The following is a 20663-nucleotide window of genomic DNA, read 5'->3' as shown; positions in this document are numbered from 1 at the left end:
GGGCTCCTCGCCGCGATGGCCGTGGCTTCAAGCCCCTCGGCGGCGAAGCGCGGGTATGCCAAGCTACCGGATCGGGAGCATCTTCGGCATCCCGATCGAGCTGGACCTGACCTTCCTCCTCATCCTCCCGGTGTTCGCGTACGTCATCGGGTCGCAGATCGGGGAGTGGGTCGGCATCCTCAACGACGTGTTCGGTGCCGGTATCGTCCCCGGACCGCTGACGGGCGCGCCGGTCGTCGCGTTCGGCCTCGGCACGGCCGCCGCCGTCGGGCTGTTCGCCAGCGTCCTGCTGCACGAACTCGGCCACAGCGTGATGGCGATGCGCTACGACGTGGAGATCTCCTCCATCAAGCTCTGGTTGTTCGGCGGTGTCGCCCAGCTCTCGCGCTTCCCGGACGACTGGAAGCAGGAGCTCTACATCGCCATCGCCGGCCCCATCGTGAGCGTCCTGCTCGGGGCCGCGTTCTACGTCGGGTTCATTGTCCTCCCGGGCGCGAGCGGCGGAGCCGCCAACGCGGGCGCTGTGTTCCTGCTCGGCTACCTCGCACTCACCAACGTCGCGCTGGCGGCGTTCAACATGCTCCCGGGCTTCCCGATGGACGGTGGCCGCGTGCTGCGCGCGCTCTGGGCCCGGAACCAGCCCTACGCCGTCGCGACCCGGCGGGCCGCCGCGGTCGGCAAGGGGTTCGCCTTCCTGCTGGGCTTCTTCGCGCTGTTCGGCGGGGCCGGTATCAACCTCTACCTCGTCGCCATCGCCTTCTTCATCTACATGGGTGCCTCCTCGGAGGCCCAGCAGACGATGCTCCGGGCCGCCTTCGAGGGGGTCGCCGTCCGGGACGTGATGACGCCCGTCGATGAGGTCGAGACCGTCGACGCCGAAACGTCGGTCGCCGACCTGGTCGACCGGATGTTCCGTACCCGTCACACCGGTTTCCCCGTCGTGCGGGACGGCCGCCTCGTCGGCCTGGTGACGCTGGAGGACGCTCGTTCGGTCAACGAGGTCGAGCGGGACGCCTACCGCGTTGAGGAGGTGATGTCGCGCGACCTCCACACCATCGACGCCGACGCGGACGCGATGGACGCGTTCTCGCGGATGCAAGAGCACGGCGTCGGCCGTCTCGTCGTCACTCGTGCCGACGGCGAGAGCGAGGAGGGTTCGTTCACGGGGCTCATCTCCCGGACGGACCTGATGACGGCGCTGGATATCATCCAGTCCTCCGGTGGCGAGTCGGGGGCGCCGTCGCTTCGGCGCGGCACGGAGCGCGACCAGTCGCGGGACGTGTGATAGATCGGAAATTGCCGTCGGCGTCACCGGGTGAGAGCGCGAGCCCACGACCCGATCCCCTCGATACTCCTAGCTCACAACCCGTCGATGCGGTCGGCGCACTCGAAGCCCGCCACGACGGCGCCGTTCAGCGAGCGCTCGGGGTACTGCGCCCGTGAGGCCATCCCGGCGTAGTAGAGGCCCTCTGCCACGTCCTCGCCGAGGTCGTACGGGACCACCTTCTCCAGGTAGCCCCGTTCGTACACGGGCGCCGTACGCGGGTTGCGGCCGACCTCCGTCCACTTGACCGCCGAGCGGTCGAAGTCGGGGAACAGGTCCTCGATACCCGTGAGCCAGTGCTCGCGCACCTCGGTGTCGTCCATCTGCCAGAGGGCCTCGTCCATCTCCTGGACGTAGCTGGCGGCGTACAGCAGGTGTTCGCCGCCGTACCGCTCCGTGGGGACGAAGTTCGTGTGCTCGATGAGCGCGCCGAACGGCGCGTCGTCGGCGATGTTGAGCCAGTAGGTGTCCATCAACTGCTCCTCCATCCCGAACACGGCACAGACCGAGCCCTGGAAGTCGATATCGCACTCGTAGCCGACCCAGTGTTCGAGGAGATGCGGCATCGTCGCGACGACCAGCGCGTCCACGTCGTGGTCGGTCGTGCCGTCGTCGGTCTCGACGGCCACGGATTCGATGCTGTCGCCGTGCTGGATGTCCGAGACGCGCGCGCCGGTCTCGATGGTGTCGTGACCGACATCCGCCACGAGTGCGTCGAGTAGCTGGGCGAATCCGCCCTCCAGATAGCCCAGTATCTCCCCGCGTCGGAGGTCGCGCTCGCCGCGGAACTTGACGCGGCCCAGCAGCCACGCCGCGCTCACGTCCTCCTTGCGCGAGCCGAACTTCGCGTCCAGCAGCGGCTCGAAGAAGAACTCGTAGACGCCCCGTGTCGTGTGCTCGAGCAGGAACTCGCGGATGGGAACGTCCTCGAAGTCCTCCAGATCCTCGTAGGTGTCGAACGACGGGATGCCGCCACGCACGTCGACCTCCAGCGTGAGCATGCCGAGCCGGAACTTGTCGTAGAGCGAGAGGTGCGGGTACGCCAGTATCTCGCCGGGCGTGTCCAGCGGGTGAACGGTCCCGTCGACGTAGTAGGCGTTCTGTCCGACGCGCCACTCGACGGCGTCGCCCAGCCCGAGGTCCTCGGCCAGCTCGACGATGGTCTCCTCGGATTTCGAGAGGTGGTGGTAGAACTTCTCGATGGGGTCGCCCCGTGTCTCGTACGTCGCGGCCAGGCCGCCGAGGTCGTCGCTGGCCTCGAAGACGGTCACCTCGTGGCCGCGTTTCTGCAGCCGGTGGGCGGCGGCGAGTCCGGCGATACCGCCACCGACGATTCCGATCATGAATCCGGGTCCGGCGCCACCGTGTAAGGCGCTTGTGGATAGGCCAGGCCTAAACGGGCCTCAGACCACCGCCCTGCCCACGACGAGTGCGAGACAGAACACCGTCGCAGCCAGCGGCAGCGCCACTCCGACGCGGTAGCCGACCCGGGCCCGGTCCCGACCGTACCGGAGCCCCGTCGCGAGCGCGGTCAGGATCGCGGTCAGTGCCAGCACGTACAGCCCGACGGCGAGGCCGAGATGGCCGACCGGCAGGGCGGCACCGAAGTCCGTGGCCGCGCCACGCCCTACCCCCACCCCCACGGTGTCGGCACGGCCGGCCGTCCCGGCGGCGAGCGCGACCGTCGTGCCGCCGACCAGCGGCCCGAAGACGGTGGCCGTGTTGGCCAGCGTGGCCGTCAGCCGGGCGGTCTCGCGGCGCGTTCGCCGGGTCACCTGCCGCAGTTCGGCGAGGTGTTCGCCGGTCGCGACGAGCAGGTCGCCGGCCGGTGGCCCCACGCGTCCTGCCCGAGCGAGCGCGGTCACCGCCCGCTCGACGCGTGGACTCGGCAGGTCCGCGGCCGGTCCGCCCGGACCGAGGAACGCGGTCTCGATGTCGCACCCGAGCCGACGCCCACGCTCGCTCGCGGTCGCGAACGCCTCCTCGACGGGCCCCCCGAGCGATGCCGTCGCGTCCGCGATGGCCCGCTCGACGGCGACACCGGCCGCTACCTCACGCCCGACCGCGACCAGCGCGTCGGGGAGCCCTCGTTCCATCGCCGCCGTCCGCTCGCGGACCGCGACCGCCGGCCGATGATGGACCGCGAGCCCACTCCCAGCGGCCCCGACCGCCGCGACCGGCGCCGCCCACCCCGGAACCGGCGGCAGCAGTGCGACGACCGCACCGGTCACCGTCGCGGCCCCCAGTCCGACGGCGACCGCCCGCCACGGTTCGCCGGGACGCGCCGGGTGCGATGCCGGGACGGGGTCGCGGGGGAAGGCGACCGGCCGCCGGGCGAGGAGCCACGCGGCGGCCCCCAGTAGCGTCACCGGAAGCAGCAGGTCGTAACAGCCTACCACCGTAGCGAGCAGGAGTTCCGCGGGAACGCCGGCTGCGACCACGCCCGGGAGGATGCCGACGAGCGCGAGCGGCAGCAACACGCCGAACGCGTACACCGCGGTCACCGGGCCGTGGAGCGCCGCCGCCGCGGACGTAGCCCGTTCGCGGACGCCCTCGGCCGCGGCCTCGGTCGCACGGTCGAGTCGTCGCTCGCGCTCGTCGGCCGGGGCCATTGTGGCCGCCACGACCTGTCGCACTGCCCGTGCGAGTTCGGGGTGGTCGGCCGCGCTGGCGGCGGCGAACGCCTCCAGACCGGCGCTGTCGCGCCCACGTGCTCGCCGGACGTGTGTGGCGAGCCGGTCGGCCAGCGGGTCGTCGCCATCACACCCGGCAGCCGCGGCCGCCTCGGGTGTCGGCTCGATGTGTACCCGGAGCGCCATCCGCCCGACCAGCCGGGGGACGGCCCCGGCGGCCCGAGCCGACCGGAGCTGGGCTGCCACTCCGGAGCGGTGGGTGAACCACTGCACGAGCCGGTTCCACGGCGGTCCGTCGGTCACGCGTCCGCCCCCGCCTCCGTCGTCAGCGTCTCGCCACGCGCTTTCGTGGCGGCGAGTGTCTCGGCGTACGACTCCCCCGGCTCGCACAGGTCGGCGACGACCGCGCTCGCGCCGCCGCCGAGCCGTTCCGCCGCGACGAGCGAGCCGTCCTCGGCCTCGTAGAGTGGGGCGAACGCCGCACCGTCGTCGGTCCTGACAACCTCCTCCACGCGGCGGACCCGTCGCTCCCGGCCCCGGGTCGTCTCCCGGGCACCGACGGTCACCAGCAGGTCCGTGTCGGCGAACGACGACTCCGGAACGCCGAGGTCCGTCACCATCCGTTCGCGGACGGTCGCGGCCCCGTCCCCGTGGACGGTGCCGAGGACGGCCGAGCCGCCGGCGCCGACACGCATCGCCTCGTAGAGGACCGCCGCCTCCTCGCCGCGGACCTCACCGACGACGAGCGCGCTCTCCCCGAGGCGGAGCGCCGTCCGGAGCGCCTCGGCCGGGGACAGCTCGGCACCGTCGCCGGTTCCGACCCGGAGCGCCTGCACATCGCGACCGGCCTCCCGGAGCGCTGCCGCCGGCAGCTCCGGCGTGTCCTCCACGAGGACGGTCCGGCTCCCGGTCGGGAGTTCCCAGAGAAGCGCGCCGAGCAGCGTCGTCTTCCCGGCACCGCGCTCGCCCGTGACGAGGCAGGCAACACCGCGCTCGACCGCCAGCGACAGCAGTCCCGCGACCTCGGGTGTGAGGGTCCCGTTCGTGACGAGGTCACCGAGTCGCCACGCCTCCCGGTCGTGGGCCCGGAGCGCGAAGGCGTGCCCGTCACTGACCGGCCCCGTGACCCCCGAGACACGGACGCGGCGCCCCGCGACCTCCGTCGTCGCGGCCAGCGTGGGCGAGGAGCGAGCGAACGCCCGTCCCGAGGCTCGGCGGAACCGTCCGGCCAGCACCGAGGCTCCCTCGCGAGCCAGCCGGACGTTCGTGGTCATCGACTCGTCGTCGCGGCGGACCCGGAGCGGCGTCTCGGCGACCGGCGCGGTGGCGAAGACGTCCGAGACCGCGTCGTCGGCGAACAGGTCCGAGAGAACTCCTGCACCGCGGGTGTGTTTCGCGAGGGCGGCAGCGAGTGCGACCGCATCGGGCTCGATGGCGTCGGCATCGCCGGGTTCGGCCAGTGCAGCCTCGACCGCTGCGGTCGGATCGTCGGCGCCGTCGGCGAGCGCCCGGCGGGCGGCCGCGAGCGTCGCGAGCGCGGCGGCGGAGAACCGGACGACCGGCGGCTCGATGTGGTACCGGCGCGGCGCCTCCGCATCGGGTCGGTCGTAGAGCCGAACCACCGCTCCGGTGTCGAGCTCGTATCGGTCGGCGAGGACCCCGTCTGGCGGGGGTGCCCGTTCGACCAGCGAGTGGGTGAGTGCGGGCCCGACGAGTGGCGCGAGACAGTTGTCCTCGGCGGCGGCCGCTTCGTCGGCCGCGGCTTCGGCGACGGCTAGCAGCCCGCTCTCGGCGGCCGCGTGAGACACGGCATCCGACCGCCCTGCCGCCCGGGCCGCCGCGACCAGCGGTTCGCGCCGTGCCCGCCGTGCGAGTGCCGGGTCGTGGACACGAGCCGTGTCGGCGAAGCGCCCGGCCGCGACCAGCAGCGCGACACTCCGGTCCTCGTACCACCGTTCGACGCCCCCGTGCTCCGTTCGGACCGCCCGCACGTCCTGCCCGCCGACCGCCGCGACGACGGTCTCGCGGCAGGCCGGCTCGGCAGCGATGCGGCCGGCACCAGGGCAGTCCGACGCATCGACGTGGAGCGTCTCGCCGGCCTCCGCGGGGCCCGGGTCGCACGCGCACGTCGCTTGCTCGCGTGTCTCCCCGGTCCCGAGTAGCGTGTCAAGTCCGTCGAACATGGGCTCGATGGTCCCGGCTTCCGGTTTCAACTTCGGGGAAGCGGGACACGCTGACGACGGACGACCCGGCCCGAAGCCGGAGCGAGAGTCGGAGCTGGTGGTGTCCGGCCGCGAGTTCGAGGGGTGTCTCCCCCGTGTCGAGGGCCACCGACGGCTGCCGGCGATGCCACGGTCCGCCATCGACTCGCCACCGGACGACACCGCGTTCGATGCCGACGGTACCGCCTGCTGGGACGGTGACCGTCATGGTCCGCCGGGCGATGCCCGAACGGGTCGGGTCGTTCCGCGCCGCGAGACGGTCGGCCGCGTCGACGAACCGTGTCACGGTCTCGTCGAGACGCGTCGCTGTTCGTGTCTCACGGGCCTGGTCGGCAGCCGCGAGCCCGGCGGCCAGGAGTGCCCCCGCGAGCAGGACCGCCAGGGTGGTCCGGAGCGGACCGCTCATTCGGTGGCGAGGTCGTCCGGCCAGTGGCCGCCGTCCGGGACGCGCCGTGGCGGGCCCGGGCGCTCGGCCGCTCCGGAGTCCCCCCGTGCCGTGGCTCGTGGCCCGGCCGTCTCGGGCGTCGGCTCCTCGTCTCCTGGCATCTCGACCGTTGGCTCCTCGGTCGCCGGCACCTCGGACGGCGTCGCGTCCGGTCCGTCGTCGAGCGCGGCCCGGAGCGCCTGGACGGCAGCCTCGAGCCGACAGAGTCGGCGCTCGACGGTCGCGGCTGGGTCGTTCCGGTGCTCGCCGGGGGTCGAGGCGGTCCCGTTCCCGGCCGGCGTGTCGGCGGGTGAGGTCGTCGGCGGGTCGGGGACGGTGTCCTCGTCGGTCAGCGCGCGCTCGACCGCACGGAGACGGGCGGCCAGCGTCTCGGTGTCCGGGTTCGGCATAGGGCCGTTGCTCCCGGGATGGTACTTGAATTTCGCCCACGGGTAGCCCGCGGGCAGGAGAACGTGACGCCACGGTCGTTGTTGCTCGACGCCGCGGGTCGCTACTGCTTGACGAGGCTGCCGCCGTCGAACTCCGGTCGGTCGTAGTCGACGTCCATCAGGTCGAGCACCGTCGGACCGATGTCGTAGAGGTCGGCGTCCTCGACGGGGCAGTCCGGGTCGTCGATGAACAGGCAGGCGTTGTCGAACGAGTGCATTCCGTTGCGCGGCCCGGTGCCGAACACCTCCTCGTGGCCCTTGAAGCCGGACTTGAGGTCGAACCCGTGGTTCGGGACGACCGTCAGGTCGGGCGCGATATCGTCGTGGGCCCCGCGGTAGGCCTCCTCCTTGGTGACGACTCGGTCGGCGACCGGTTCGCCGTTCGGGCCGGTCAGGTTCTCCAGGGCCTCTTTCAGTTCGGCGCGCGTCTCCTCGTACTCGTCCTGTGGGACGCCGCCGTTGGGCTCGCGGCCCTCCAGGTTGAGGTAGAAGCGTCCCGGGATGAGCGAGTAGGCGCGGGCCTCCTCGGAGATGTCGCCGAGCTCGTCGTGGTCGTCGGTGTCGTACTCGAGCCAGCCCTCCCGTTCGAGCCAGGCGTTGCAGTGGACCTCGTAGTCAAGCGTCGTGAACCCGTGGTCGGAGGCGACCATCATGGTCGTGTCGTCGTCGAGCATCCCACGGAGCTCGCCGAGGTAGCGGTCGACCTTCTCGTAGAACTCCACGAAGTACTCGTAGTCCTCGGGGGAGGCCTCCTCCCCGGCCTCGTAGTCGCCGAAGAGGAAGTGGTTGACCCGGTCGGTCGTCATGAAGACGCCGAAGAAGAGGTCCCAGTCGTCCTCCTGGATGTAGTGCTTGAAGTTCTCGAACCGGGCGTCGATGGTCCGGTGGGCGTCCTCCATGAACTCGGCCTTGTCGTCCTTGTGGCCGAGCTTGGCGTTCACGTCGATCCGGTAGTCGTTGTTCTCCAGGTGCTCCCGGAGGTCGTCCGGGTAGGCGGCCTTCTCGACGCCGGGCGAGAGGAAGCCGCTCACCATCCGCTGGACGTCGCGCTGGGGCGGGAACGTGACGGGCACGTTCATGACGGAGGCCCGCCGGTCGGCGTTCTCGACGCGGTCCCAGATGCGCGTCGCACGCACGTCACGACCCATCGGGACGTACGTGTCGTACGACCCGTTCTCCCGGTCCTGGAACCCGTACACGCCGGTCTCGCCCGGATTGACACCCGTCGTCAGAGCGGGCCAGCAGGCGCTGGATTCCGGCGGAACGATACTGTCGATGGCCCCGGAACTCCCCTCCGCCGCGAGCTCCGTCAGGTTAGGGAAGGTGTCGGGGTTGTCCGCGATGAGGCTATATGGCACCCCGTCGATGCCGAAGAAGGCCACGCGCGGCCCGTCGCCTCCGCGCAGCCGGTCGAACAGACCCATACCCGCACGACCGGGGTCGGGCTACAAGAAGCTTCGTTTCGCCGCCGAACGGCCTCGTCCGGGGTACCGGCAACGCTCCCCGGGTCGAGACGCCGACCGGCAGTCAGTTGGCCGCGGTGTCATCCTCGGTCGCTACGTCGCCCGGGTCCTCGGGCTCCTCGTCGGCCGCCGGCTCGAGCCTCGCGTCCTCGGGAACGACGGTGAGGTGGTCGATCCCGACGCCGCCTGATTCTCGGGTGGCCATATACGACCCTCCGGTCCCGACACCCAAATAATTACTCATACGCATAAGTCATTACTGGTCGGTTCCAGATTACTGCCAGTTGTACTGCCGGCAACGGTTGCCGCTCCCTGGGTTGACACTCCGGTGCGGGCGGTAGGACGGGGATGTCGGAAGGTGGGGCGTCCCGTCGTTCGGCCCGGAATCGGCGGCCCGGGACGCGGACGGCTCGGCTCACCCCTGCGATGGTGGTCCGCTGGAGACGGACGCGACGCTGCTGGGGAGTCGTTCGTCGTGAGACCGCAATAGTCGCCCGCGGCGCTCAGTCGAACTTCTCGTCGTAGAGGTCCTGGGCGTGCTCGATGGCGTCGTAGGCGGCCTGCTTGTCCTCCCAGCCCAGCGTCTCGACCTCCTTGCCCTCCTCGAGGTTCTTGTAGGTCGCGAAGAACTCGTCGATCTCGTCGAGCTGCTGCTGGGTGATGTCCTCGAGGTCCTCGATGTGGTCGTAGCGCGGGTCCTCGGAGGGGACGGCGATGACCTTGTCGTCCTGCTCGCCGTCGTCGTCCATCTTCATCAGCGCGACCGGACGGGCCTCGATGACACAGCCCGGGAACGTCTGGTCCTCGACGAGCACGAGCACGTCGAACGGGTCCTCGTCGTCGTAGTACGACTGCGGGATGAACCCGTAGTCCGAGGGGTAGTGGACGTTGGAGTGGAGGACGCGGTCGAGGACGACGCCGGGGATGTCCTTGTCGTACTCGTACTTGTTGCGTTCGCCCTTCAGGCACTCCACGACTGCGTAGATCTCCTCCGGTGGGTTCGGGCCGGTCTCGAGGTCTTCCCAGAGATTCGCCATGCGCCGGCCTCCGGACCGGTGTCATAAGGTGTTTCTGTTTTCCGTGCCGGCGCCCGGTTCCATCGCTCCGGGGGCGACCCGTCCCGCGGTTCTCACTCCGCGGCCGCCGCCTCGGTGACCAGTTCCAGCGACGCCTCGACGACCGCCCGCTGCTCCTCCGAGGGCCACGCGTTCCGGGGGAAGTAGTCGGCCAGGAACTCCTCGCGCATCCGCTCGGTCGCCTCCTCGACCGGACGCGCGTAGTGGTTGCTCATGAAGGTCGCGAACGCCCGCGCGTTCGCGCCGTGGACCTCGCCGTGCTCGTCGGCCACCTGCTCGGCCACCGTCGCGTTGTGCTCGTCGACGGCGTCCCAGTCCTCGGCGTCGCCCGCGCCCTCCAGCGGAACTTCGATGCCCCGGTCGATGTCCTCGATACGGTCCGGGTGGACGCTCCCGTCCACGACCCACTCCGTGGGATGCAGGACGAGCGTCGCCTCGGTGTTCTCGCCGCGGATGCGCGACGTGTACTCGTGGTCGGCCAGGAGGTCCGCGCGGCGCTCGCGGTAGGCCGTGGCCTCGTTCTCGTCGATGGCGTCGCGGGCCAGCCGGGTCAGACGCTCGGCCTCGTCGGCGACCTCGCGTGGCAGGGTGTCCGGTGCCCCGTCGGTCGTGTCGGAATCGGTGCCCTGGTCGACTTCCTCCTCGCGCTCCGTCTCGCCGGGGTGGATATCCTCAGGCGTCATCGAGTGCTTCGTTCGCCAGCTTGTCGGCACGCTCGTTTATCTCCCGCGGAACGTGCTCCAGCGTCCACTCGTCGAACCGGTCCAGCAGCTCGCGGGCACGGACCCGCAGCTCGCGCAGTTCGGGATCGTTGGTGTTCCAGGCGCCCTTGACCTGTTTCACGATGAGTTCGGAGTCCCCGCGGACGTGGATCTCGTCGAAGCCGAAATCGGCTGCGACCTCCAGCGCGGTGATGAGCGCGTGGTACTCGGCCTGGTTGTTCGTCGTCCGGCCGATGGTCTCACCGCCCTCGGCCGCGATACCGTCGCCGGTCACGATGGCGTAGCCCGCGGCCGCGGGGCCGGGGTTCCCGCGACAGGCGCCGTCGAAGTAGACGTGCGCGCGGCCGCCGCTCCCCCGCAGGAGGCCGACCAGCCGTTCCGGCGAGCCACCCTGCACGACGACCTTCCCCTCGTAGGCGACGGCGGTCGCACCGCCGTGGTCGGCCCGCCACAGTTCGTGGTCGGTGTTCCCGGACGCGACGGCGACGCCGGCAGTCTCGAGCCGTTCGCGGGCCTCCGCCGGGTCGCACTCGACAACGGGCATGCCGGGAGGTGCCCGAACGTCGTACTTATCGGTTCCGGTGGGGCGAGCGTAGCGTCCCCGGCGGCTAGCGATTTCAGTTACGAGAACCGGGAATCGCCGCGGGATTTATGTGGTATCCCTGCGCCAAAGATTAACCGCGATGTCACGGCCCACACGGCAGCGCGAGCGCAGCCGCGCCGACGAGGGGGAGGAGGAGCAGACCGAGGGTACGCGGACCTGTCCGGAGTGTTCGTCCGAGAGCGTCGTCAAGAGCGCCGACCGGGGAGAGCTCATCTGTGAGGACTGCGGTCTGGTCATCGAGGAGGACCAGATTGACCCCGGTCCGGAGTGGCGCGCGTTCAACCACTCGGAGCGGCAGCAAAAATCCCGCGTCGGGGCCCCGACCACGCAGACGATGCACGACAAGGGGCTCACCACCCAGATCGACTGGAAGAACAAGGACGCCTACGGTCGCTCCATCTCCTCGGAGAAACGTTCCCAGATGAACCGGCTGCGCAAGTGGCAGGAGCGCATCCGCACCAAGGACGCCGGCGAGCGCAACCTCCAGTTCGCGCTGAGCGAGGTCGACCGGATGGCGAGCGCACTGGGCGTCCCACGCTCGGTCCGCGAGGTCGCCTCCGTCACCTACCGGCGCTGCCTCGACGAGGACCTCATCCGCGGGCGCTCCATCGAGGGCGTCGCCACGGCCGTGCTGTACGCCGCCTGCCGGCAGGAGGGTATCCCGCGCTCGCTCGAGGAGATCAGCGACGTCTCCCGCGTCGAGCGCAAGGAGATCGGCCGCACCTACCGCTACGTCTCCCAGGAGCTCGGCCTCGAGATGGAGCCGGTCGACCCCAAACAGTACGTCCCCCGCTTCTGCTCGGAGCTCGAGCTCTCGGAGGAGGTCAAGAGCAAGGCCGAGGAGATCATCACCGAGACCGCCGAGCAGGGGCTGCTCTCGGGCAAGTCCCCGACGGGCTACGCTGCCGCTGCCATCTACGCCGCCTCGCTGCTCTGCAACGAGAAGAAGACCCAGCGCGAGGTCGCGGACGTGGCGCAGGTGACCGAGGTCACCATCCGCAATCGGTACCAGGAGCAGATCGAGGCGATGGGCCTCGCCGCCTGAGCACGAACGCTACTGGACACGACGGCCGTGCGGACATCGGACCTGGTCTGATTACCTGGGGATTTTACACAGTAAATCCGAGATAGCTTGCAATATATCTGGATATTCCTCCAAAACTCTGCAGAATGGATGTACTCTCCATTCTCACACTCCCCTGCTCACTCCCCCACGCCTAACTCCGGCCCGCGAGAACTGCCGCTATGCAGGTCATCGTCCACGGTGGGGCCGGGAGTCCAGCCGACGAACCCGACGACCGCCAGCAGGTGCTCGACGAGGCGGCCACGACCGGGAGCGAGGCAGCCACGCCCACGGACGCCGTCGCCACGGCCGTCAACGTCCTCGAACGCGACGAGCGGTTCAACGCCGGCGTCGGCTCGGCGGTCCAGTCCGACGGCATCCCCCGGACCGATGCGGGACTGATGACCGACGACCGCGAGGTCGGCGCCGCGTGTGCGATGCCCGGTGTCCGCGATGCCGCCGCAGTCGCCCGACTCGTGGCCGAGGAGACGCCCCACGTGCAGGTCGCGGGCGTCCACGCCGTCGACCTCGCGGACGACTTCGGCGTCGAGACGGGTGTCGACCTCCGGACCGACGGGACCCGCGAGCGCTGGGATGGGATGGACGAGGTCGCGCCGCCCGCCGAAGCGCCCGCGCAGGACCACCTCGCGTGGGTCCGCGAGCGGTTCGGACGGAGCGAGGCCGGGACCGCGGTCCCGGACGCCGACCGTCGCGACGGCGGTGTGGACGACAACTACGACGACCACCGCGACCACCGCGACCACGACACCGTCGGCGCGGTCGCGCGCGACCACGACCGCTTCGCGGCGGCCACCTCCACGGGCGGCCGGTGGGCCGCACTCGCCGGACGGGTGGGTGACGTGCCGCAGGTCGGCTGCGGGTTCTACTGCTCGCGGGCGGGCGGCGCGTCCGCGACGGGCGCGGGCGAGGACATCGCGCGGGTGACGATGGCCCGCCGCGCGGTCGCACATCTGGAGATGGGGCGCGACGCGGGGGACGCGGCCGACCTCGCGGTCGAGGAACTCGCGGACGTGACCGGGAGCGAGGCCGGCATCATCGTCCTCGACAACGCGGGCGGCGTCGGCGAGGCGTACAACAGCGATGCGATGCAAACTGCCGTTGCCGGCGCCGGCGCCGACGCATCTGACTGAGACGCCGGCCGGGGTCGTGCCGGTCGCTCACTCGTCGCCGCGGCCGAGGCCCCGGTCGAGCAGCGAGAGGAGCCGGTCGACGGGCGTGCTGGCGAGCAGGTCCAGATACCGCTCGGAGCGTTCGTACACGGAGCGGAGCTGTTCGACCCGTTCGAGGTCGCGTTCGGCGCGCTCACCCTCCGCGTCGGCCAGCTGCTGGGCGGCCTCGTCCAGCGCCCGGCTCATCACCGTCACCTCGCGCCGGACCTCGTTCTGGAGGAACTCCCGGGCGATGTACCAGAAGTCGCGCTCGGCCTCGAAGAAGGCACGCTTGCCCTCGTTCGGCAGGGACCGTCGCTGGACGAGGTGGAACCGCTCCAGCGTGCTCATCGCGGTGCTCACCGTGGATTTGGCGTAGCCGCTGCGCTCGACGAGTTCGTCCAGCGACAGTGGCTCGTCGGCGAAGAACAGCTCACCGTAGAGCCGCCCGAGGCTGCGGCTCGCACCGTACACCTCGGCCGACCGCGCGAACGCCTCGATGACCGTCTCCTCGGCGGCCCGCACGTCGTCCGGCGGGTCCGTACTCCCCTCGTTGCCCGGCTCGTCCTCGTGGTCGCTCATCGTTCGAATCCAGGGCGCCGAAACGCATAAATCCGATGCGTGCGGAATATTCGGCAAATGCCGAATATAGTGAATAAGGGTGACGGGCTGGAATCGGAGCGTCGCTCGACCGACGGGGAGAGCGAAGTCGTCCTTCAGGCCGACGGGCTCGCGAAGGCGTACGGCTCGTCGCTCCCCTTCCGGGAGCGCGTCGAGGTCCTGACGGGCACCGACCTGACCGTCCGTGCGGGCGAACTGGTCGGCGTCGTCGGCGCCAACGGCAGTGGCAAGTCCACACTGTTGCGCATCCTCGTCGGCGACCTCGCGGCGGACGACGGGACGGTCCGTGTCTCGGGCCGGGTCGGCTGGTGTCCGCAGGAGACCCGGCTCTACGACCGCCTGACGGTGCGCGAGACGTTCGCCCTGTTCGGGGAGGCGTACGGGCTCGACGACGAGGCGGTGGCCGAGGCCCGCGACCGACTCGCCGACCGGCTGGACTTCGAGCGCTACCTCGACCGGCGTATCGACCGACTCAGCGGCGGCAACCGGCAGAAGGTGAACCTCGCGGTCGCGCTGCTCCACGACCCGGACGTGCTCGTACTGGACGAACCGTACACGGGGTTCGACTGGGAGACATACCTCGCGTTCTGGGAGCTCACGGACGACCTGCGCGACCGTGGCACCGCCATCGTCATCGTCTCGCACTTCGTCGAGGAGCGCGAGCGGTTCGACCGGGTGCTGGAGCTGGCCGACGGCGAGCTCCACGCGGACGACGGTGCCGAGACCGACGCCAGGCCGGAGGGTACCGAGGTCGCCGCGAGCCGACGTGAGGCGGCGACCGACGGGGGGACCCGGGGCACGACGGGGGTGAGGTTCGATGACGACCGCTGACCGGGCCGTCGCCCGGTTCGGAGTCGGCCTCCGGTCGACGTTGCTGGCGGCGCTCCGCTCGCCTACGGCGCTGGCGCTGCTCGTCGCGCTGCCGCCGCTCGTGGTCGTCGGCTATGCCGAGGCGATGGCGGGGTTCCCGCGGCTCCCGTTCGTGGAGACGGTCCCGAAGACGGCGGGCCGGCTGAACGGCGCCCTGTTCGCGACCGCGTTCCTGGCGGGGCTCCTCGGGCTGTTCCAGGTCGTCAGTGCCGCCCGCGCCGACCGGCGGCTGGTGGTCGCTGGCTACCCCCGTGCGACCCTGTTCGTCGCGCGGCTGACGAGCGTTCTCGTCGTGGTGGCGGTGGCCGCGGCCCTGTCGCTGGCGACGCTCTGGTTCGGTGTCGCCCCCGAGGCGCCCCTCGCGGCCTTCGGGTCGCTCCTGCTGGCCGGCCTCACCTACGGGCTCGTCGGGGTCCTCGTCGGCTCCGTGCTCCCGCGGGAGCTGGAGGGGTCGCTGGTGCTCGTCACGCTGGCGGACATGGACGCCATCCTGTCGAGCGGGCTCGTCGAGACCAAGGGCCTGGCCTCGTTCACCCCACTGCACGCCGCGAACCCGTTGTTCCGTGCTGCCGTCCTCGACGGAACTCTCCCGAGCGATGAACTCCGGGCTGGACTCGCGACCGTGGCGGGCCTGGCCGTCCTCACCGCGGTCGCGTACCTCCGGCTGGTCGGAACCGCCGGGTCCGGGGACGGGACCGTCGAGTCGGCCGGCGACGGGCCAGCCGCCGACACCGGGGGTGACGTGCGATGACCCGGACACGAGCCGGAGCCGCGCTCGTCGCGTCGGCCCGACAGTACGCCCGGACGCCGGTGCTGCTGGCGCTGCTGGTCGCGGTCCCGGCCTACCTCGTCGGCGTCGTCGGTCGGGTGGTCCCGGACGCGCAGGTCCCGCTCTACGGCGTGGACGGCGCCACGACGGCCGGCGCCGCGGCGGCGTTCGGAACGCTGATGGCACCGCTCGCGGTCGCCCTCGTCGCCGGCATCTCCGGGCTGTTCCTCGCCGGCCGGACGGCCACCGACCGGCGACTGGTCGTCGCGGGCTATCGGCCGTGGCAGTTGCTCGCTGGCCGGCTCGGCGTCCTCGTGGGAGTCACGCTCCTCGCGAGCGCCGCCACGCTCGCGGCGCTCGCGACCGTCCGAGTGCCCGACCAGCCGGGCGCGTTCGTCGTCGCGCTCCTGCTGGCCGGCCTCGGCTACGGCGCCGTCGGCGCGCTCGTGGGCAGCGCGCTCGACCGGCTCCCTGGTACCTACGTCCTGCTGTTCGCGCCGACGCTGGACGGGTTCCTCGTCCAGTCCCCGCTGGCGAGCGGCGGCTCCGACCTCGCCGGCTACCTCCCCGCCGGCGCGCCGGTCGAGCTGGCGATGGCCGCCGCGTACGGGACGCCTGACCTCACGGTCGTGGGCCGTGGACTCGCTGTCGCTGCTCTCCTCGCTGCGGCCGCGACGGTCGTCTTCTACCGGCGCCTCCCCCGGGCGCAGGGATAGATGGAGGGCGTGCCCGAACGTTCATCCGCCATCCGCGAGAGGGCACCGTCATGACCGCACCCGCCGACCGCATCCTGACGAACGCCGAGGTCCACACGCTCGCGCCGAGCGGCGGTGAGTCCGCGGGGCGAGCCTCGTCGGACGGGTCCGACGGCGACACGGTCCACGAGGCCGTCGCTATCAGGGACGGGCGTGTCGTCCGCGTCGGCTCGGCGTACGAGGTCGCCTTCCTCCGGGGCGTCGAGACGACCGTCGAGGACTGCGGGGGTGATGCCGTCCTGCCTGGCTTCGTCGACGCACACACGCATCTCGACATGGTCGGGCGCTACCTCGTCCACGCCGCGCTCGGTGACGCGACGGCCCCGGACGAGGCCGTCGAGCGCCTGGTCGAGGGTGCCCACCCACCCGACGAGAGCGAGTGGGTCCTCGGATTCGGCTACGACGAGTCCACGTGGGACGAGGCCCGCTACCTCACGCGCGAGGACCTCGATGCCGTGAGCGAGGAACGACCCGTCGCGGCCTTCCGCGAGGATATGCACACCGTCTCGCTCAACGGCGTCGCGCTGGACCGTGTTGCCGGGGATATCGCCGACGAACACCTCCGGCGGGCGGGCGGCGACCCGACGGGCGTCGCCGTCGAGGGGGCGGTCACGACGGTCCTCGACGCGACGCGGGGCGACCAGCCCGAGCGCGACTTCATCGCGGCGGCCAGCGACCGCGCGGCGGAACTCGGCATCACCGCGGTCGGCGACATGATACGGGACCGCCGGGTCCCCCGCGCGTACCGCGACCTCGCGCGCGACGGCCAACTCGGATTGCGGGTGCGACTGAACTACTGGACGGACTTCCTCGACGCGCTCGCCGAGACGGGCCTCGTGACCGGCGACGGCGACGACCTCGTACGCGTCGGCGCGGTCAAGTCGTTCACGGACGGCTCGCTGGGCGCCCGTACCGCCCGGCTCTCCGAGCCGTACGCCGACGCGGACGCCTCGGGGAGCGAGAGCGACGACGAGGACCCACGGGGGCAGTGGGTCGTGACACCCGACGAGTTGCGCGAGTACGTCGAACGGGCGGACACCCTGGGCTTCCAGTTCTGCGCGCACGCCATCGGTGACGAGGCCATCGCGGCGACGCTCGACGCCTTCGCGGACACGGACGCGGCCGCCGCCCGCCACCGCGTCGAGCACGCGGAGGTGCTGACCGACGACCTCGTCGAGCGGTTCGCCGAGGTGGGCGCGGTCGCCTCCGTCCAGCCGAACTTCCTCAAGTGGGCACGCGAGGGCGGGCTCTACGAGTCACGGCTCGGGCGTGAGCGGACCCGTGTATCGAACCGGTACGCGGCGCTCGCCGACGCCGGCGTCCCGCTGGCGTTCGGGAGCGACACGATGCCGCTCGGGCCGCTGTTCGGCGTCCAGCAGGCCGTGACGGCGCCGGCCCCGGCCCAGCGGCTCGACGTAACCGAGGCGTTGCGGGCGTACACCCACGGCGCGGCGTACGCGCTACGCGACGAGGACCGGTTCGGAACCATCCAGCCGGGCAAGCGCGCGGACCTGGTCGTCCTCGATGAGTCCCCGTGGGCGGTCGCGCCCGACGCCATCGCCGACATCGACGTGACGGCGACGTTCGTCGGTGGCGACCCGACGTACCGGGCGGAATGAGCCGCGAACGGCCGGATACGAGCCTTCCAGGGCTGGTCGGGCCTGCCCGGCCCGCCCGCCCGTGACGGACTGATTTCTGCCGATGAGGGGAATCAACGTCGGATTCCTCTCCACGGGGCGCCTTTGTAGAGAAAATCTTTTCATAGATGGCTCCACTACGTCAGGTACTTCCAAGGTGTCTCACCGTGCCGAAGATGGAAACAGCGGATATCGAGACGGACCTGAGCCTCTTCAAGTACGACAACCTCGAGCAGCTCCCACCCTCGTACCGGGAGCTGGACGAGGCCGAGCGTACCGAGCGTATCGAGGCCGCACTGGACGAACTCGGGGACGACGTCGTCATCCTCGGCCACAACTACCAGCGTCGGGAGATCGTCGAGCACGCCGACTTCATCGGTGACTCCTACCAGCTGAGCAAGGAGGCCGCCGACGCCGACGCCGACTACGTCATCTTCGGCGGGGTGACCTTCATGGCCGAGTCCGCCGACATCATCACGGACGACGACCAGTCCGTCATCCTCCCGTCGATGGAGGCCTCCTGCCCCATGGCGGGCATGGCCGAGGCCCTGCAGGTCGACGCCGCGTGGGCCGAGATCACGGAGGCCGCCCCGGATTCGAACATCATCCCCATCACGTACATGAACAGCTACGCCGACCTGAAGGCGTTCTGCGCCGAGCAGGGCGGGCTGGTCTGTACGTCCTCGAACGCGCACAAGGCGTTCGAGTACGGCTTCGAGCAGGGGGACAAGGTGCTGTTCCTGCCGGACAAGCACCTCGGCGAGAACACGGCCCACCGGCTCGGCATGGAGGACTCCATCGTCGAGTGGGACCCGTGGGACCCCGAGGGCGCCAGCGCCGAGGAGGCCGCCGAGGCCGACATCATCCTCTGGGACGGCTACTGTCAGGTCCACGAGCGCTTCCGCGAGCACCACATCGAGGACATCCGCGAGGAGCACCCGGACGTGAATGTGGTCGTCCACCCCGAGTGCCGCCGCGAGGTCGTCGAGGCCGCCGACGTGGTCGGCTCGACTTCGACCATCTGCCAGACCGTCGCGGAGGCCGACCCCGGCGACAAGTGGGCCATCGGTACCGAGATCCACCTCGCCAATCACCTCTCGCGCTGGCACCCCGAGGTCGAGGTGCTGCCGCTGTGCGGTGACGCCTGCATGGACTGCAACGCGATGCGCCAGATCGACCCGAACTACCTGACCTGGGTGCTGGAGGAGCTGGTCGAGGGGCGCGAGCGCAACGTCATCGAGGTCGCGCCGGGCGAGAAGGAGCTCGCACGGCTCGCGCTCGACCGGATGCTCGAGATATAGGTGCCCGGAGCCATGCAACAGACGACAACCGACGTACTCGTTGTCGGCTCCGGCATCGCCGGCTGTGCCGCCGCGCTCGCCGCCGCCCGCGACGGCGCCGAGGTGACGCTCGCGACGAAGGCGACCGAGCCGGAGGACGCCTCCTCCTGGTGGGCCCAGGGCGGCATTGCCGTCTCCCGGGAGCACCCCGACGTGTTCCGTGAGGACATCATCACGGCCAGCGATGGCGAGGCCGACCCCGACGCGGTGGAGACGCTCGTCGAGAACGCCAACGACGCCGTCGAGGACGTGCTGCTGGAGACGCTGGGTATCGAGTTCGACACCACCGACGAGTCCGCAAAGGCCGCCGACACCGGCGAGCAGGGGTTCGCCTACGCCCAGGAGGCCGCCCACGACGAGCCGCGCATCCTCCACGTCAACGCCTCCACCGGGCGCCACATCCTGCCGCCGCTGCTGGATCACCTGCAGGACCACGAGCGCGTCACCATCGCACAGGACACCGCGGCGCTCGAACTCGTCACCCACGAGGGGCTGGTCCACGGGGCCATCCTCGAGCGCGACGGCGAGTTCGCGCCCTGCTTCGCCGGCGCCACCGTCCTCGCGACGGGCGGCATCGGGTCGCTCTATCCGCGCACCACGAACCCCGAGGGCGCGACCGGCGACGGCATCGCCATGGCCGCGCTCGCGGGCGCGGACGTCGAGGACATGGAGTACGTCCAGTTCCATCCGACGGCATACGCTGGCGACGAATCGGGCGACACCTTCCTCCTCAGCGAGGCCGTCCGCGGCGAGGGCGCACTCCTGCGCAACGCCGAGGGCGAGCGGTTCATGCCCGACTACCACGAGGACGCCGAACTCGCGCCCCGCGACGTGGTCGCGCGCGCCGTCCAGGAGCAGATCGACGAGACCGGCGAGGTCACGCTCGACGTCTCGCCGCTCGACTTCGCCGACGAGTTCCCCGACCTCGCGCACAAGTGCGAGGAGTACGGCGTCGACTGGGCGGACGGCATCCCGGTCGCGCCGGCCGAGCACTTCCTCTGTGGCGGCATCGCCGTGGACGACCGCGGCCGGGCCTCGCTGGACCACCTGTTCGCCGTCGGCGAGTGCTCGCGCACCGGCGTCCACGGCGCCAACCGGCTCGCCTCCACCTCGCTGCTGGAGGGGCTCGTGTGGGGCCTGCGCGCCGGCGAGACGGCCGCCGAGGCCGACGAGCCGGAGGTCGTCGAGGCACCTGACCTGCTGGACAGCGACCCGCCGCTCGCGGACAACTTCGCCCGTGACAAGTTCGTCCGCCTGCGCCGCGTGATGGGCGAGTACGTCGGGCTCTCGCGGAACCGCGACGACCTCGGCCGCGCGCAGGGCGTCCTCCGACGGCTGAAGGGCGAGGTCGACGCCTACACCCGGACCCGGACGAGCCGGGGCCTCTACGAACTCCGCTCGGCGACGGTCGTCGCGCTGCTCATCTCCCGGGCGGCCAGCGAGAACCCCGAGTCGAAGGGGTGCCATTACCTCGAACCGCCGGCCGCTGCCGCCGAGGCCGACGCGGCCGACGGGGACTGAC

At 71.1% G+C, this 20663-nt stretch carries 20 protein-coding genes; 9 read left to right on the top strand and 11 right to left on the bottom strand.

Going from position 1 to position 20663, the window contains the following annotated elements; genetic code table 11:
* Positions 1–55: 55 nt before the first annotated feature.
* Positions 56–1285 (top strand): CBS domain-containing protein, encoded by a 1230-nt coding sequence (locus NL114_RS00210; RefSeq protein WP_254822795.1) that lies wholly within the window; start codon positions 56–58, stop codon positions 1283–1285.
* A 74-nt stretch (positions 1286–1359) separates the two neighbouring features.
* On the opposite strand, the gene NL114_RS00205 is transcribed toward NL114_RS00210, so the two are convergent.
* From NL114_RS00205 to rnhA, 10 genes are all read right to left on the bottom strand, one after another.
* On the bottom strand, positions 1360–2667 hold the full coding sequence (locus NL114_RS00205) for an NAD(P)/FAD-dependent oxidoreductase (RefSeq protein WP_254822794.1): 1308 nt from the start codon (positions 2665–2667) through the stop codon (positions 1360–1362).
* 60 nt (positions 2668–2727) lie between these two features.
* A complete protein-coding gene (locus NL114_RS00200) occupies positions 2728–4260 on the bottom strand; it encodes a hypothetical protein (protein ID WP_254822793.1) in 1533 nt (510 codons plus the stop codon).
* Positions 4257–6140, bottom strand: coding sequence for an ATPase, T2SS/T4P/T4SS family (locus tag NL114_RS00195; RefSeq protein WP_254822792.1), 1884 nt, complete (start codon positions 6138–6140; stop codon positions 4257–4259). The genes NL114_RS00200 and NL114_RS00195 overlap by 4 nt, the downstream gene beginning before the upstream one ends.
* A complete protein-coding gene (locus NL114_RS00190) occupies positions 6124–6585 on the bottom strand; it encodes a DUF7311 family protein (RefSeq protein WP_254822791.1) in 462 nt (153 codons plus the stop codon). Before NL114_RS00190 ends, NL114_RS00195 begins: the two co-directional genes overlap by 17 nt.
* On the bottom strand, positions 6582–7013 hold the full coding sequence (locus NL114_RS00185) for a hypothetical protein (protein ID WP_254822790.1): 432 nt from the start codon (positions 7011–7013) through the stop codon (positions 6582–6584). Before NL114_RS00185 ends, NL114_RS00190 begins: the two co-directional genes overlap by 4 nt.
* Positions 7014–7114: 101 nt before the next feature.
* Positions 7115–8476 carry an alkaline phosphatase family protein gene (locus NL114_RS00180; protein WP_254822789.1) on the bottom strand — a complete coding sequence of 454 codons (1362 nt, stop codon included), beginning with the start codon at positions 8474–8476 and terminating at the stop codon, positions 7115–7117.
* A 103-nt stretch (positions 8477–8579) separates the two neighbouring features.
* Positions 8580–8720 carry a hypothetical protein gene (locus NL114_RS00175; RefSeq protein ID WP_254822788.1) on the bottom strand — a complete coding sequence of 47 codons (141 nt, stop codon included), beginning with the start codon at positions 8718–8720 and terminating at the stop codon, positions 8580–8582.
* Positions 8721–9018: 298 nt separating this feature from the next.
* Complete coding sequence (locus NL114_RS00170; RefSeq protein WP_254822787.1) at positions 9019–9552, bottom strand: inorganic diphosphatase; 534 nt, start codon at positions 9550–9552, stop codon at positions 9019–9021.
* A 92-nt stretch (positions 9553–9644) separates the two neighbouring features.
* The gene (locus NL114_RS00165; RefSeq protein WP_254822786.1) at positions 9645–10274 is read right to left on the bottom strand and encodes a DUF7108 family protein; all 630 of its coding nucleotides are present in this window, start codon (positions 10272–10274) and stop codon (positions 9645–9647) included.
* Complete coding sequence (rnhA, locus tag NL114_RS00160) at positions 10264–10857, bottom strand: ribonuclease HI (protein WP_254822785.1); 594 nt, start codon at positions 10855–10857, stop codon at positions 10264–10266. The genes NL114_RS00165 and rnhA overlap by 11 nt, the downstream gene beginning before the upstream one ends.
* Before the next feature lie 139 nt (positions 10858–10996).
* On the opposite strand from rnhA, the gene NL114_RS00155 reads away from it, so the two are divergent.
* Together NL114_RS00155 and NL114_RS00150 are read left to right on the top strand one after the other, a co-directional pair.
* On the top strand, positions 10997–11962 hold the full coding sequence (locus NL114_RS00155; RefSeq protein ID WP_254822784.1) for a transcription initiation factor IIB: 966 nt from the start codon (positions 10997–10999) through the stop codon (positions 11960–11962).
* Between the two features lie 200 nt (positions 11963–12162).
* A complete protein-coding gene (locus tag NL114_RS00150) occupies positions 12163–13131 on the top strand; it encodes an isoaspartyl peptidase/L-asparaginase (RefSeq protein WP_254822783.1) in 969 nt (322 codons plus the stop codon).
* Between the two features lie 27 nt (positions 13132–13158).
* Here the strand turns inward: NL114_RS00150 and NL114_RS00145 are convergent, their stop codons facing one another.
* Positions 13159–13731: a GbsR/MarR family transcriptional regulator gene (locus NL114_RS00145; RefSeq protein WP_254822782.1), complete on the bottom strand. Its 573-nt coding sequence runs from the start codon at positions 13729–13731 to the stop codon at positions 13159–13161.
* A 57-nt stretch (positions 13732–13788) separates the two neighbouring features.
* Here NL114_RS00145 and NL114_RS00140 point away from each other — a divergent pair, with 57 nt between their 5' ends.
* From NL114_RS00140 to NL114_RS00115, 6 genes are all read left to right on the top strand, one after another.
* Positions 13789–14601, top strand: a complete 813-nt coding sequence (locus tag NL114_RS00140) for an ABC transporter ATP-binding protein (RefSeq protein ID WP_254822781.1) — start codon at positions 13789–13791, stop codon at positions 14599–14601.
* Positions 14588–15391, top strand: coding sequence for a hypothetical protein (locus tag NL114_RS00135; RefSeq protein WP_254822780.1), 804 nt, complete (start codon positions 14588–14590; stop codon positions 15389–15391). Before NL114_RS00140 ends, NL114_RS00135 begins: the two co-directional genes overlap by 14 nt.
* Positions 15388–16125 carry an ABC transporter permease gene (locus NL114_RS00130; RefSeq protein ID WP_254822779.1) on the top strand — a complete coding sequence of 246 codons (738 nt, stop codon included), beginning with the start codon at positions 15388–15390 and terminating at the stop codon, positions 16123–16125. Before NL114_RS00135 ends, NL114_RS00130 begins: the two co-directional genes overlap by 4 nt.
* Positions 16126–16175: 50 nt before the next feature.
* Positions 16176–17783: an amidohydrolase gene (locus NL114_RS00125; protein ID WP_254822778.1), complete on the top strand. Its 1608-nt coding sequence runs from the start codon at positions 16176–16178 to the stop codon at positions 17781–17783.
* A gap of 194 nt (positions 17784–17977) precedes the next feature.
* The gene (nadA, locus tag NL114_RS00120; protein WP_254822777.1) at positions 17978–19102 is read left to right on the top strand and encodes a quinolinate synthase NadA; all 1125 of its coding nucleotides are present in this window, start codon (positions 17978–17980) and stop codon (positions 19100–19102) included.
* A 12-nt stretch (positions 19103–19114) separates the two neighbouring features.
* Complete coding sequence (locus NL114_RS00115) at positions 19115–20662, top strand: L-aspartate oxidase (RefSeq protein WP_254822776.1); 1548 nt, start codon at positions 19115–19117, stop codon at positions 20660–20662.
* Position 20663: the final 1 nt, after the last annotated feature.

The sequence above is a fragment of the Haloglomus halophilum genome, from assembly GCF_024298885.1.
GTDB lineage: Archaea > Halobacteriota > Halobacteria > Halobacteriales > Haloarculaceae > Haloglomus > Haloglomus halophilum.
This window is presented reverse-complemented; position numbering and strand designations above follow the sequence as displayed.